10 protein-coding genes and 1 pseudogene are annotated in these 14,833 nt (G+C 54.5%); 4 read left to right on the top strand and 7 right to left on the bottom strand.

Translation table 11 applies throughout. The features are described 5' to 3' along the window. Nucleotides 1-51 precede the first annotated feature (51 nt). From Q1W70_RS10240 to Q1W70_RS10225, 4 genes are read right to left on the bottom strand one after another with little or no spacing between them, the layout of a single operon-like run. On the bottom strand, nucleotides 52-420 hold the full coding sequence (locus Q1W70_RS10240; protein ID WP_166588868.1) for a RidA family protein: 369 nt from the start codon (nucleotides 418-420) through the stop codon (nucleotides 52-54). Further along, a complete protein-coding gene (locus tag Q1W70_RS10235; protein ID WP_166588869.1) occupies nucleotides 417-1,823 on the bottom strand; it encodes an FAD/NAD(P)-dependent oxidoreductase in 1,407 nt (468 codons plus the stop codon). Before Q1W70_RS10235 ends, Q1W70_RS10240 begins: the two co-directional genes overlap by 4 nt. Then, a complete protein-coding gene (locus Q1W70_RS10230) occupies nucleotides 1,813-2,154 on the bottom strand; it encodes a (2Fe-2S)-binding protein (protein WP_166588870.1) in 342 nt (113 codons plus the stop codon). Before Q1W70_RS10230 ends, Q1W70_RS10235 begins: the two co-directional genes overlap by 11 nt. Then, a complete protein-coding gene (locus Q1W70_RS10225; protein ID WP_166588871.1) occupies nucleotides 2,144-3,268 on the bottom strand; it encodes an NAD(P)/FAD-dependent oxidoreductase in 1,125 nt (374 codons plus the stop codon). Before Q1W70_RS10225 ends, Q1W70_RS10230 begins: the two co-directional genes overlap by 11 nt. A 156-nt stretch (nucleotides 3,269-3,424) precedes the next feature. On the opposite strand from Q1W70_RS10225, the gene Q1W70_RS10220 reads away from it, so the two are divergent. Then, nucleotides 3,425-4,315, top strand: a complete 891-nt coding sequence (locus Q1W70_RS10220) for a LysR substrate-binding domain-containing protein (RefSeq protein WP_166588872.1) — start codon at nucleotides 3,425-3,427, stop codon at nucleotides 4,313-4,315. Nucleotides 4,316-4,595: 280 nt separating this feature from the next. Here the strand turns inward: Q1W70_RS10220 and Q1W70_RS10215 are convergent, their stop codons facing one another. Next, nucleotides 4,596-7,022, bottom strand: coding sequence for a S8 family peptidase (locus tag Q1W70_RS10215; RefSeq protein WP_166588873.1), 2,427 nt, complete (start codon nucleotides 7,020-7,022; stop codon nucleotides 4,596-4,598). Nucleotides 7,023-7,046: 24 nt separating this feature from the next. After that, the gene (locus Q1W70_RS10210; RefSeq protein WP_166588874.1) at nucleotides 7,047-8,033 is read right to left on the bottom strand and encodes an AAA family ATPase; all 987 of its coding nucleotides are present in this window, start codon (nucleotides 8,031-8,033) and stop codon (nucleotides 7,047-7,049) included. Nucleotides 8,034-8,593: 560 nt separating this feature from the next. On the opposite strand from Q1W70_RS10210, the gene Q1W70_RS10205 reads away from it, so the two are divergent. The 3 genes and pseudogenes from Q1W70_RS10205 to istB all read left to right on the top strand — a co-directional run bounded on the left by Q1W70_RS10205 (nucleotide 8,594) and on the right by istB (nucleotide 11,846). Beyond that, entirely contained in the window at nucleotides 8,594-9,061 is a 468-nt protein-coding gene (locus Q1W70_RS10205) for an Xre family toxin-antitoxin system antitoxin (protein WP_166588875.1), read from the top strand. A 495-nt stretch (nucleotides 9,062-9,556) separates the two neighbouring features. Further along, a pseudogene (gene istA, locus Q1W70_RS10200) lies at nucleotides 9,557-11,070 on the top strand (IS21 family transposase). Between the two features lie 20 nt (nucleotides 11,071-11,090). Further along, nucleotides 11,091-11,846, top strand: a complete 756-nt coding sequence (gene istB / locus Q1W70_RS10195; RefSeq protein ID WP_166588876.1) for an IS21-like element ISPsy14 family helper ATPase IstB — start codon at nucleotides 11,091-11,093, stop codon at nucleotides 11,844-11,846. 1,185 nt (nucleotides 11,847-13,031) lie between these two features. Here the strand turns inward: istB and Q1W70_RS10185 are convergent. Continuing rightward, a complete protein-coding gene (locus Q1W70_RS10185; protein WP_166588877.1) occupies nucleotides 13,032-14,717 on the bottom strand; it encodes a TniQ family protein in 1,686 nt (561 codons plus the stop codon). Nucleotides 14,718-14,833 lie beyond the last annotated feature (116 nt).

The raw sequence follows: 14,833 nt of genomic DNA, 5'->3' as shown, positions 1-14,833 counted from the left end.
ATATTAATTTCCATTTACGTAAGTTTGGCAATAACGGGAAGTAGCGCTTCATCAGCCCACCGCTGACGACAGCGCAGCGACCACAATAAGTTCAAGTCGAATCTGTTCGTCGTCAAAAACAACTTGCGCCGTTGCTCGCGCGGGCGTTTCGTTGGGTGTAAACCACTGACTCCAAACTTCATTCATGATCTCAAAATCAGCTGCCATGTCTTTCATCCAGACTTGAGCGCTCAATATCCGTGAACGACTGCTTCCTGCCTGCTTAAGAAGCTGTTCGAGTCGCTCGAGTACTTGATTCGTCTGCCCCCTGATGCCTTCACTGCAATCAGCGGCGACGATGCCGCTGAGCCATGCAACCCCATTGTGGATGACGACTCTACTAAGCCGCAGGTTGCTCTCTATGCGTTCGATCTCGTTCATGCGGACTCCTGGGGAACGTGGGGGCGTGACTCTCCAGCTAACTGGCCTAGTGTTATGGGTTTGATGGGGGGACGAATGTGGTAGTAACCCACTTGAGTTGGGGGCACATGGCGCCAGTCAGCGATCACCTCTGTCACGCTCAGGCCGCATAAACGACCTTGGCAGGGACCCATGCCACAGCGACCGAATGCTTTGGTCTGGTTCGGGCCCAAACATCCAAGATCGACGTAGCGACGTACATCGCCAGCGCTTACTTCCTCGCAGCGACAGACAATGACCTCGTCCGCAGGAATGCGGGTTTCCTCAAGAGGGCGATACAGCGCATCAATGAGTGGTCGCGCCGCCATCTGTTGCGTTAAAGCTCGCTTCAATGGGGCCGCGCTATGCTCGACCGCGCAGGCGTCGAGCTTTTGTAGCTGTCCTGCCACCCTAAGTGCAGCAATCCTTCCTTGGAGTCGTGCGGCGACAGCGCCTCCAATGCTCCCCCCGTCCCCGGCGATGAAAATGCCGGGCTGGCTGGTTTCCCCCCAACTATCGCGATCAGTGTTCCAACACAATTGTGTTGGATTCCATCGATGCTCGAGTCGTAGTGCCCAACTAATCTGGGTATTTGGCACCACCCCTTGATGGAGGAGGATTAAGTCTGACGCGATGCGATGCTGAGTTTCGCGATGTCGAAAACTTACAGCGCGCGCCCGGTCGGTTCCCTCGATACGCAGGTCCCGCGCACCTCGATAATGTTTGATTCCGGCACGCCGCAAAGTGGCCAACAATGACACGCCCTTGAGCAACTCGCGCCAACCGCGCAATGCACGGGGAACACTTTTCCACACGCGAAAAACGTCCAGGTAGCTCGAAGTGTCAACAAGCGCTGTCAGTTCAATCCCAGCCCTGAGGTATTGAACAGCCAAGAGATAGAGCAACGGCCCACAACCTGCCAGCACCACTGGCCCGGACGGTAGAAGTCCGGCGCTTTTGAGCAGTATCTGCCCAGAGCCCGCTGTCATGACTCCCGGGAGGGTCCAACCAGGAATGGGCATCGGTCGCTCGTAAGCGCCGGTTGCAATCAGCAGTCGTCGACTTTGCGCAATGTACGCTTGACCGTTGACGAGATAATGCACCTGCTTGTCTTCGGCCACCCACCAGACGGATGCGGAACTGACATACCGCGCACCACAGTTGATGAAGGCGTCTGTCAGCGCCAGGCCTGCCAGGTAGTCACTGCCGAGCACTTCCAGGCGCTTGGCATCAGTCGTACGTACGTTGCGATAGATTTGCCCACCGGGTGTTGATTGCTCATCTAGAACTAGCACCATCAGACCATGCCGCCTGGCTTCCAGGGCCGCACTCATGCCCGCGGGACCTGCGCCGACGATCAACAGATCGACAAGCTCATGCTTCATGATGATCACTCCCCATTCCAGCAGCACATGCCAGCGTGGGAGCGCCGTGTTGGGTTCTCACACGCATGCCAGTGCGGACAGGGATCATGCACGCTTGGCAGTTGGGTATGCCGTCAACCTCCACGAGACACTCGAAGCACACCCCCATGAAACAATAGGGTGCACGTGGCTGACCTGTTATCGGTGTAGTGCGGGTGCTTCTGATGCCACTGGCAAGCAAAGCAGCCGCTAGAGAAACATCACCCGGTATCGATAAAGGGTTCCCATCGAATTCGATGGTGTGCCAGAGACACTCGGGAGCGATTTGTTTGAACAAGCTCTCAGTAGGCATGGGCCACCTTGCTCGACGGTGTGAATCGTTGCAGGGAAAATGAAGACACGGCCGGCAACACCTCTACACCGGCAATCCAAGGAGCCAGTTTCAGCGCATGGGCTGCGGCCAGGGTTACACCGCTATGGCAGGACACCACAAAGCAACCTGGGGCGTTGGTCAGGTCTTCATAGATCGGGGCCCCGTCCGGGCTCAGCACCCGTAACGATCCCCAGGCCCTGACAACACGGACATGCTCCAATTGCGGAAAACATGCCACTGCGCGTCCGGCAATCTGAGACATTACTGGTACGCTGGTACGGTCATCAAAGCCTACTCGTTCGGCCGAATCCCCCAGTTGAACGCTTCCTTCATCTGTTTGGCGAACATACGTCGTGGGGAAGTGAAGAAAGGGCTTTAGTCTTTCGGTGACCAAAATTTGTCCACGGCTGGGTTCCAAAGGGACTTTCTGGCCAAACAATGCAGCAAGGGCTCGATTGCCGAGACCTGCGGCTAGCACTAGTCGGTCACTTGCCAGTCGCTGAGGCCCTGCTGTTACTTCAAATCCCCCAGATACTTGCTGAATGTCATTTACCTTAAGTCCGTTTAGCACCTTTACTCCACGCAACTTGCACGCGGCATGCAGTGCATGCAGCAGCTTCAGCGGATTAACGTGCCCATCCATGGGTGAGTAACAGGCGCCAAACACACCAGGCCCAATGCCGGGTAAGCGCTTACGGAGTTCAGCCTGATCAAGAACCTCAAACGGGTAATCAATGTCCTGCGCGGCCCGAATGTCGTGTAGCAGGCGTGCTTCTTCTGACAGTTCTGCCTCAGACAGGCAAAGTTGAAATCCACCAGATTGTTTCAGTTGCAAGTCAATGCCGGTTTCAGCCAGCAGCATTGCCGCAAATCGCGGCCAGCGCCTGACAGAGGCTTGGGTCCACTGCGTATAGGCGCTCATACCGTGGCCTTTACCTTGCACCCAGAGCAATCCGAAGTTGCCACGAGCAGCACGAAAGGCGCTGTCGCCTTCGTCGACAACGACTACCTGACGCCCGAGCAGAGAAAGCCCGTAAGCGGTCGCCATACCGACCAGGCCACCACCGATAACAATCGAATCAGTTTTTTGCATAGAACCTGCTTTCACCGCTGCCAGCCCCTGTCGTACCTTCGGAGCCAGAAAATATGATTCAAAGTCGAAGTTGCAATGATCCTATGGCGCTACAACGAGTATGAAAAATGCTTTATTTTGTGAAAGTCATGTCTTTTTGTTATGGGGATACTCGCCATGAATCTTCGTCAGTTAGAGGCCTTCAGGGCGGTCATCCTCGGGCAGACCGTGACCCGTGCCGCCGAAATGCTGCATATCTCACAGCCAGCAGCGACACGTCTGATTGGTGCGCTAGAGGAGAACATCGGATTCGCATTGTTTGAGCGAACCAAGGGGCGCCTGCAACCAACACCAGAAGCGTTGGTGCTTTATGAGGAGGTAGAACGGTCTTTACTGGGCGTCGAGCGCATCGCTCGCACTGCGCGTGAAATCAGTGATCTGAAGCGCGGATCGCTACACATTGCCTGCCCGCCGGCGCTGGGATTGTCGTTTTTGCCAAGAGCCATCACCGCATTTCTCGAAATGCACGAGCACGCGCAAATCACGTTAATCGTGCAATCGTCGAGAGAGATCGTAGATGCCATTATAGGGGAACGATGCGACGTGGGATTTATTGCTCAACCTAACGCCTATCCCAGCCCTCGTGGTGAGAAAATTATTCAATCATCACTTCTGTGCGCATTACCTTTCAATCATCGACTACGTGATAAAACAGTGATCGGCCCTAAGGACCTGGAAGGGGAGCGCTTCATTTCCTATCCACATGCCGTGGCTTCGCGCCAACACATAGACTCCATCTTCGCCGCATATGGAGTCGCGCGCAGGATGAGCCTTGAAACACAACTTTCAATGCCTATGTGCCAGTTCGTGGAGCTAGGAGCCGGCGTCGCCTTGGTCGATCCCATTAGTGCACATGAATACAAAGGCGAAAACGTCATTTTTCGCCCTTTCGAACCAACTATCGAAATGGACTTCAGCATGTTAGTGCCGCAACAGAAAAAAATATCAAAGTTTCAAGAACGGTTCCTTCAGCACATCAGGACATTTGTTAAGCACGAGATGGGATAAATCCCCACAGTAGTGCGCTCTCTACTCTCCACGATCACGAAGCATAGTGATAAAATTCGATGGAAATGCTGATCTGGTCGAATGAAACGAGTGGGCGAGTCTCTACATTACTGTTGGCGCTGATACGGTTTTTACCATGCTGCCGGAACTCATTGGCCCGCCCAAATACTCAGCATACGATGGCCTTGCCTAGGATCTCAGAGGCTGCAAATGGCTCAGTAAAAATCAGCAGACTGGGCCAAAATCGCATCAACGGCAACAGCTCTGATCTAAAGGGTGCTCAGATTTTTATCTGTTGCCGAGCTTCCTGACGTACTTGTTCGCGAGCTTGCACTTGTTGAGCGATAGTTGCCTGAATCTCGGTGTAGAGCTGAGCTCGTTCGTTATCACGATCAGCTACGGTCACCACCAACGCGTAAGGCTCCTTATCGAGTACATCGGGATGATTCCATTCCCTGTCCTGGCGCGTGACTACAACAAACCATTTTTCGGTAGGATTTCGCTGCTTGAAGATCCACCTGGACGATTGCACAGTCCCTCGGCTTCGGAGCTGTGCTGGAATATCACGGTTCTGGGTAGCATCATCATTACGAGTCTTCGCGTCATCCTGATTGTCGTGATTGAAGAATTTCTGAACAGCCTCGAGGGATTCGCCTTTGACCAGACGGTAGCTGATTTGGGTCGCTAGGTAGTCTAGCCGGGTGGTTCGAACCGCTGGTGAGTAAGCAAGGGTCACGCTTAGCTCCCTTATGCCCTTAGTCTTGCGCAGATAGGAACTCGGAAGCGGCAGTTCATAAAATTGGCTTGAGTCCTTCTCGATTGCGTCCTCGCACATCAAAACTACGCAGTGGTCGGAGGATCTGAAGAGATCGCTCTCGCTGACCTGACCATAGCCTCCAACGTCACGTGGCATGTCCCGCTGCCAAGTGGCTTTGTTTGCTCTGTAGGCCTCTTTCAGATCCCGCGAAAAAGTCGACTCAATTTCCTTAGGCAGAGAAGCGTGATTTACCAACATCGCCCTCAAAAGATTCGCGGACGCCTCCGGATATTCGTTGAGTAACCGGCCGGCCAAGTGGGTGATGTAAGGCGCCGAGAAACTAGTGCCGCTGATCTCTTTGAAGATAGTGTTGCCTTGGAATTGGTGGTTCAGTGTGAGGACGCCCAAACCCCGCATATCCACCTTCCATTGATCACCCGCTTGATGCATCGGACAGGCTAAGTTTCCACCCGGGGCTATCAGTTCTGGCTTCAGAGCGCCTTTGACTGAGGGCCCATGGCGGGTAAACGGAGATGGTTGTCCTTCAGATGCCGGCGAAAGCTGATGAATTTCAGGATATCGTTGGCTGTCGTACGTAGCGTTATGGCGAGCAAAACTTCCTACAGTCAGAACGTTCAGCGCTGAGGCCGGATCAATGATGACACTCTGCTGGTGTAGAAGGTATTCGGGATATTCCTCCCGCCAGCTGTTAATGGGGATAAGCGGGTCTTCAGAGCCCCTGAAATTTCCGGTTGAAACGATAAACAGTACGTTGTGCTTACGCGCGAGCACGTCGAGGATATAGGCCAACCCTCTGATGTGAGTGCCATCATAGGGCGCGTTGGTATTGCCAAGGGACAGGTTGAATATTCTACAGCCCAGCTCAACGAAGTGCTCCACCGCTTCCGTCAGTGTGGCTTCGACAGTGTGCTCATCGTAAACGGCATTGTTAGTTTGCAAGCATTTGCGCATCACCTTGCCGTTATACAGCCAGAATTCCGGTCGCCAGAAATTGCTTCGCTCGCATGCTTCAACGTCTCCGTACAGCGCAATACCGGCTACTGCGGTTCCATGACCAGCTTCGTCGAACTCATCTTGCCCCCTGACGAACGACTGACTTTCCCCCATCGCCGCTCTTAGAAGGGGGTGGTTTGTATTGATCCCGCTGTCGAGTATGCAGACACGCGCAGCATCTTGTGCCGGACTCGGGATGTTTCGCGGAAGCTCAGCGATATCTCGGTTCAATTGAGGATAGGAGATACCGGTCTGAGGAATGAGGTCTACCAGGCGAACGTCGCCATGGTTCAACATCATCTCGGCCTGGATCATATTGACCTCGACGCGGTACATTACCAAGCTATCGAAGTTGAGCCGGTGGATCGTTCTGACCCCCACCTCCGCAAGCCAGGCTTCGAAAGCGGTACAAAGACGAACACGGACGGGATGGTTGGCTACATGGTGTGGCCAAAGCTCGACATCTAGCTTGAAAGTATCAGTGTCAGGCAGCCCGATATGGCGCAGAGCCCAACTCTTACGATCCTCGGCTGACCAGCTGTCAATGCCTTCAATAGCCTCAAGGATCTGACGATACGTGACCGTTTGTCCTGCTACACCGAGTTTGTTCAGGTGCTCCTGAAACATGGCCAGGCCGGCCTCAGTCGCGAATACCACGCACAGCTGCTTGTCTTCCTGGCTAATGAATTCAAGACCGTGCTTTTGCAGGTTTTCGAAGGTCATAGCGCCGTCGTACCTGATCTTGAGCACGAACGGTGAGTTCTCAGCAGACCTCAGTTGCTTTCGCGCGTCTGCTGCAGCGGTGGCGAAATAAGCATTGAGCTTCTGACCATGCCCTCGAAGGTCGCCTTGTTTTTTGAACCTAGGAGGATTCTTGGTTCGCCGGCGGTTATTGAGGCTTTCACGATCGATGGTCAGGTGTTTGTACGTTGCCAATTCATCATCCTTGATTGCAGGTCGTTAATGTTTTCGCAGGCCTTCTCGCACGAGCGCGCTACGTAGTTCCTTGATCGTCAGAAACTCTTGGCCTCTCAGGATCATGCGCTTAACTGCACGGCGAACAACGCGCTCGACATCAGCACCGCTCTTGCCTTCAAACTCGCTCAGCAGTTCCTTGTCATCGAGCTCAAACTGTCGGCGAGTGCCACGTAGCTTGAGCTGCAGTAACGAGATCAACTGCTTCTGATTTGGCAGTGGGAATTCAATAGCATCATCAAAGCGGCGCCAGATAGCGGAATCGAGAATGTTTTCGTGATTAGTTGCAGCCAAGATGAGGCTTCTGCCGTCATAGGCGTCCATCATCTGAAGCACGGCGTTAACCACACGACGAAGCTCGCCGTGCTCGCCGCTGTCTCCGCGCTCCTTACCAATGGCATCGAACTCATCGAAAAGCACGACCAGATCATGCCGTGCGATGAAATCGAAGACTTTACGCAGATTCGCTGCAGTCTCGCCGAGGAAGGAGGAGACCAAGGCATCGAGACGAACGATCGCTAGAGGGCGATCCAGTTCGAAAGCAATCACTTCGGCCGCGAGCGTCTTACCGCAACCTGGAGGGCCGAAGAAAATGATCTTGCCTGAAGGCTTCATCCCGTAACTTCGGAGCACGTCAGCTCTTCGGTGCTCCTCCAGCATCTCCTCAATCATGTCCGTACTGGTTTCCGGCAGGATAATTTCCTCTAAGGAGCGCTTCGACGATCTAATATCGAGCAACGGAAGCCCACGCTCCTTGTCGACCGGAATTTCATATTCAAACTGCGGTTTACGACCAGATGACTGAGCATGCATGTCGCCGCCGTAGAGAATCTGTTCTAAGTCGTTTGCCAGCAGGTGATGCTGCTTTTGACGCTCTTCTTCAATAATTGCTTCAGAGGCACGGCGAAATGCCGCAGGGTCCCCGAGAGTACCAGCCTTGAAGAGTTGCCTAAGTATTTTTCCATTAGCCATTTTATATGTCCTGCATTTAGCTATTTGTTTCAGAGTCGCCAACTCGCGAAACTAATCCTTGCCCTAAGCAGAAAGAACTAACAGGATAAATTAATCAGAGCTAACATATTATATGACTCTATTCAAAACTTAGTAGATTATCGGCTTTTAATTAAAAACTGGACAACTACGAGTACTTAGAGTATCGACAATGCTGGCATTTTGTCCAGTATTATCAGGGCGCCAACGAAACTGACTGATCGCCAATCGACGAGTGGTAGTTACGCATAGCCTCTATGCTGAGAGCATGAGTGATTGAGGGCCAATACGACGTTGGCGCTCCGCCTTTCGGATGAGCTACCTCGGAACCCGGCGTCAACATCCGTGACACCTGAGTCGAGAAGTATGTCGGCCGTCGCCGCTTGATGATGCTCAGCAAAAACGCTCGCCTTTCAGATCGCCTTGATGAACTGTTCGGCCGTTAGGACAACTTCGACTAGGAGCAGACTAATGGGTAAGCCAACCCACCCTGCTGCTTTGTAAGCAGCTACCTTTGATCATCCAACGAAATCGGAGGACGTATGAATACACCTGCTGCTCAGGTCAGAATAGCCACCGCCTCGCGGCAACACCTGATCGAGGTTTTTTGGGAGTTCTGCGCTCAGTTAGAGAGGCTAAAAGAGTCAGAGCGGCTGCAGCAGATCAAGACCGGCGTATCCGTTGACTTGGTGGAAGCAACACGGGCTACCTTTAACCTTACTGATGACCAAGTGTCGATGCTCTTCAATGCTTCACTCTCCACCCTCAACCGGTGGCGAAATGCCAAAAAAAATTTGGATCAGGTCGCCTCCGAACGGCTCGATCGGATTGCCGGTGTCTGTTTGCATGCAGAGTCGGTGTTTGCGAGCCGGGCTAACGTTTCCCGCTGGATGTCAGCCGAGAACCTTTCCTGCGGCCATTGCTTGCCGGTGATGCTTTGTTTAACTGAGATCGGAGCTAAACAGGTTCGCCGTGTGCTTTACGCCCTAGAGTGGGGTGGGGTCGCCTGAACAGCCACACTAGGCCCGCTGATAGAGCGGTACTCGGCACACCCCATGCGGCTCTCAGGACTTGAAAACCTGCGGAGCCCTTCCGCTACCACCTGCAGCGTTTGCGCAGGTTCTTTCGCGGGAAAGCATGCATTGTTTAGGCCGATACCGAATCGAACTATATGCCGACGCAAGACTGACCCACCTCCAAATAGGCAAAAACCCGCCATAGGCAATAGTTCGCGAGGAATCAGACTAGGTCAGTGACATCTCGCAACCGGGTCAATTCGACATCAGCGCCAACAATCAGCATCCATTCATGGTCGATCTCATCAAAGAACGACGTGATATCCGCATCCAATATCCAGTTCACCTTCTGGCTGCGGATTCCACGGGCATCCGGCCACCCATTCCAGGGTCATCCGGCCACCCTTAAGGCAGGCAGCAACGCAGGATTAATTCACTACCATCGACCTCTTTTATCAAAGCGGAGAGGTCGTCGTGGAGCGGTTATCCATGCGTAAGATTCGAGAAGTGCTACGTCTCAAATTCGAGGTCGGCCTATCTGCCCGCCAGGTCGCTATCAGCTTGCAAGTAGGTCGAGCTAGCGTCGGTGAGTACCTCAATCGCTTCGCTGCCAGCGGCCTTACCTGGCCGTCTGCGCTGACTGACGCCGAGTTGCAACGGCATCTTTTTCCGCCGCCGCCCGCTGTCCCCAGTGATGAACGTCCGGTACCAGACTGGGCTCGTGTCCACGCCGAGCTACGCCGCCCCGGCGTAACCCTGGCCCTGCTTTGGCAAGAGTATCGGCTCACCCATCCGCAAGGCTTCCAATACAGCTGGTTCTGCGAGCACTACCGGCTCTGGGCCGCCAAGGTCGACGTGGTCATGCGCCAGGAACATCGCGCCGGCGAAAAACTGTTCGTCGATTACGCGGGTCAGACCGTGCCGATCATCGACCGGCGAACCGGAGAGATCCGCCAGGCCCAGATTTTCGTCGCCGTCCTCGGCGCCTCCAGCTACACCTTCGCCGAAGCCACCTGGTCGCAGAAACTGCCCGACTGGCTGGGCTCGCACGCCCGCTGTTTTGCTTTTTTCGGTGGCACCGCACAGATCCTGGTGCCCGACAATCTGCGCAGTGCCGTGACCAAGGCGCACCGTTACGAGCCCGATATCAACCCCAGTTACCGCGATCTGGCCGAGCACTACGGCGTCGTCGTATTGCCCGCTCGCTCACGAAAACCCTAGGACAAAGCCAAGGTCGAAGTCGGTGTTCAAGTGGTCGAGCGCTGGATCCTGGCGGTGCTGCGCAACCGCCAGTTCTTCTCGTTGGGCGAACTCAACACGGCCATCGGACTGCTGCTGGATCGGCTCAATCAAAAGCCCTTCAAAAAGCTGCCCGGCTCACGCCGTTCGGCCTTCGAGATCATCGACCAACCGGCGTTAGAACCGCTGCCGGAACACCCTTACATCTACGCCGAGTGGAAAAAGGTGCGAGTCCACATCGACTACCATGTCGAAGTCGACGGCCATTTTTACTCCGTGCCGTACCAACTGGTGAAACACCAACTCGAAGTACGCCTGACCGCGCAGACCGTCGAGTGCTTCCACGCCAACCAGCGCGTGGCCAGCCATCTGCGTTCGCCGCACAAAGGCCGCCACACCACCCAGATCGAGCACATGCCCAAGAGCCACCTCGAACACGCCGAGTGGACGCCGTAGCGACTGATCCGTTGGGCAGAGCAGACAGGCCCGAATACGGCCGCATCATCGCTTACATCCTCGAACGCCGAATCCACCCGCAGCATGGCTTCCGCGCCTGCCTGGGCATCCTGCGCCTGAGCAAACAGCACGGCGAAGAGCGGCTGGAAGCCGCTTGCCAGCGTGCGCTGGCACTGGGCGCGTGCAGCTAAAAAAGCCTCGAATCGATCCTGCGCCAAGGACTGGAACGGCTACCGCTGGCCCAGCAAAACCTGCCGTTATTGCCCGAAGAACACATCAACCTGCGCGGCCCTGGCTACTACCACTGACGTGAAAAAGGAGCACCAACATGCTGCCCAACCCGACACTCGACAAGCTACAAACCCTGCGCCTGCACGGCATGATCAAGGCGCTTGGCGAACAACACGCAACGCCTGACATCAACGATCTCAGCTTCGACGAGCGCCTCGGCCTGATGGTCGACCGCGAGCTGACCGAGCGCGAAGACGCCCGCCTGACGACTCGCCTGAAAGCCGCACGACTGCGCCATAACGCCTGTCTGGAAGACATCGACTATCGCAGCCCGCGTGGCCTGGACAAGGCCCTGATCCTGCAACTGGGCAGCGGCCAGTGGCTTCGCGACGGCCTGAACCTGATCATCGGCGGCCCAACTGGCGTAGGCAAAACCTGGCTCGCCTGCGCGCTGGCTCATAAGGCCTGCCGCGACGGTTACAGCGTGCGTTATCTGCGCTTGCCGCGCTTGATGGAAGAACTGGGCCTGGCCCACGGCGACGGCCGCTTCGCGAAACTGATGACGGGTTATGCCAAGACTGACTTGCTGATCCTGGACGACTGGGGCCTGGCGCCGTTTACCGCAGCGCAACGGCGCGACATGCTCGAACTGCTGGATGATCGTTACGGCAACCGCTCGACACTGGTGACCAGCCAGATGCCGGTGGACAAATGGCATGCGCTGATCGGCGATCCAACCTTGGGCGATGCGATCCTCGACCGGCTGGTGCACAACGCTTATCAAATCGAACTGAAGGGCGAATCGATGCGCAGGCGCGCAACGAAATTGACGACGGCAGGGACTTCAGACTAACAATGCAAACCTGCGTCGCTGCGCTCCGACTGCCTGGCCGGATGAACGTGGAATGGGTGGCCGGATGGCGTGGAATGCGCATTCTGGCCCTTCAACGCCTTCAACGCCTCCAGCGCATCGTGCTGGCTACGTCTCGGCCGAAACCCATACGAGAATCCCAGAAAGTGCTCTTCATAGATCGCATTCAGAACGGTAACGACTGCCTGCTGTACGATCTTGTCCTCCAGAGAGGTAATGCCCAACGGGCGTTGCCTGCCATCGGCTTTTGGAATGTAGACCCGCGCGATGGCATTGCTCGATAGGCTCCACCGTGGAGCCTTGCGTGCAAATCGGTTACCCGCTGGAGAAGACCTTCCTCGTATTCCCGCCACGACATGCCGTCCACCCCTACCGCTGCATCGCGGCGCAGGGCATAGAAACTCTGCGCCAATAACTGCAGTGTGATGTGGTGCAGCAAAGCCGTGAACTGCATGCCCTTATTCTTTCGGGCTGCTTCACGTACACCTTCAATTCCCATCGACACGTAACTGATCCGGCTCAGTGTCCGGGGCGCGGGAGGCTTGTTGGTGTTTCCCTTGGCTACGTCCCTTTCCTCCACTATCTCCGCAGGGCCAGGCCCTTTGTTCGATGGCTTCTCAGGCACTACGGACGTATCCGACTTCTCAGCGGCGTAGACAGCAGGGTTACGGCTTTGGGCCTTTCCTGCTCCGCCCGGTGCTTTCGCACCGGGCGCCGCTGAGATCTCCCAGTTTCTGTGCTAAGGACTTCCCGACCTGCAGAGGGTCTCCGACCGCGCGGGATCAGAGCATGACTGGCGTATAACGCCATGCTCCGTATTGCCTTTTGCTTCGCTTAACAGCATCGGCATCCCGAATTCCTGATTACGCGGCTCAATGGCTGGCCCATAGGTTTCCCCTGTCAACGCTTCACACTGCACCTCACGGTGCAACATGCATGACTCGGGGCCTGGTTGATTCGCCATTTCTTACCAGTATCGAACTTTCATCGACTATCCTCCGCCAGCTTTAACTGGCGCACTAAGCGTACGGCGAATTCACCCACCCGATCCCAACCATAAGAGCGATGGTGTCCACCTAAAAATACGTGGACACCATCGTCCTTAATGCTCGAGATCGGAGGGTGTGTTCGCTGGCCGCTTACAGCGCAACTCCCTCTGCCCTGGTTTTACATCGGCCCCGAGAGCTCGACGTCGCGCGTCCTCCGACGGTATGCATGTCCACCCAAAATGACATCGTAGCCGGGAGGGCCTTCCCAGTTCCGCAATACACCGGTTGACTTGAGTAAGGTCTCTGGCCCAATGCCGTTTTTGACGAAATGCTCCAGATCCCACTCAAAGAAGCTGAAAAGTAATGGGAAAACTTGAGCAGGTACCGTTGAGACTAACTTGAGACTTCCAGTGTTCAAAGGAAGGTTTAGCCTTCGCATTTCCGCAATAGCCCACACCAAGCGCCTTAATCGAAAATGCCAGACAGACTCAAGATGACGCTCAACCATCTGCGTGACTAAAGGAAATTTCTGTTTACGGATTGCTGGTATAGGGCTCATGCGGGTTGGAAGCAATTTCAGGAGATTGCCGATGTTTACACGCTTCTGATCTTTGGTAACTCGATACAAATCATCGACCCGTGCTTGAATGATGTCAGCATATGACGGATCTCGTGGGTCGCTAGCCTCCTCTACCGATATGGGCTCGTGTTTCACTGCGCGGAGTTTCGCCATAAGCCATGAGTTATCATGTTCTGTAATCCATCTAGTAGCTTGATAAGCATTCGCCCAGAGATATTCTAAGTTAATATCGGCGCATAGCGCCATAAGCGTTTCTATTTTCTGTCGATGTCGCTCCTTCTTACTCGGCCGCCCCTGCTTAACTTTTGAAGGCGTCCCAGAATTAGCAGCGCTAAAAAGAACTAACTCTTTTCTCAAGGACAATTCAAACTTTTCGACACTGCCGAACAGATGGAGCGCGATAATCAAATGCCGGGCTAACGGCATATCGATCAGGCCTTTATAAACCCTAAATCTAATCCAGGTCTGAAGCTTCCCTTGGTCAAAAGCCCTGTCCATCTGCGACAGAACCTCATCCCCAAACTTAGCTCTAATGCTATCAATCAACTTTGCAGTACTGATTAGTTCGCCGTGAGTGAAGCCACGTTTTCTAGTCTGCCGAACAAGGCAGGAGGAAAGAACTTTACTGCACACCGATGGAAGATTACGCTGAAGAACTTCATGCGCGAAAATTGCAAACTTCATCTCAACATCCGATGCCTTCGTCCCTTCTGCAGCTTTTAACGGACTCCAACCGCATACACATTGTTCGGTTAAGCTCGGGAGTAATTTGTATCTCCGATAAAATGGGTGAGAACACTTTGGGCAGGCATGAATAAGCCGCTCGCCATGACGCCAGCAGACCATGACACCAGGCACATGGTGTGAACGATGCCAGTAGGCATAGCCGAGTTCCAAAAGATCCTGCTGTACGCAGCTGAGACAGATCCTAGCCTTTCCGTGAACCGTTACTTCTCGACGCGGTACACGCGCCACTTCAGAAACAATGCTTCCGTCAGCTCCTTTTTCCGCATCGTCGCGCATGCCCAAAAAAGGCCGATAGACTGGAAAAGTAGTGTTGATGCTGATTAGCTCGTCGAGATTGCGCTCTCTATCACCCGGCAGCTTCGCCGCGAGAACCTCGATCTGTTTAGGAAGCATTCCAACGCCAAATGGAGTCGAGTCGAACAGATCATGAAAGGTCTCTGCTTCGGTTCTGTTACCTGACAGATAGTGATAGCGGGTGATACGAGAATGCAACATCTCGTCCGGCATCGAAATAGGGAAAAAAAGCAGATCAGACATCAGTTATCGACTTAAAAGGTAGGGCTCGCAAAGGACACATATCCCGGGGTCGGCCCCTTGTAACACACGCCAACCTGTACCAGGGTAAGGATTTTTAACACGCGGCACCCGATCAT

It is taken from the genome of Pseudomonas kielensis (assembly GCF_030505375.1).
Classification (GTDB): Bacteria; Pseudomonadota; Gammaproteobacteria; order Pseudomonadales; family Pseudomonadaceae; genus Aquipseudomonas; species Aquipseudomonas kielensis.
The sequence above is the reverse complement of the archived record's forward strand: the minus strand, read 5'-3'. Positions and strand labels throughout refer to the sequence as shown.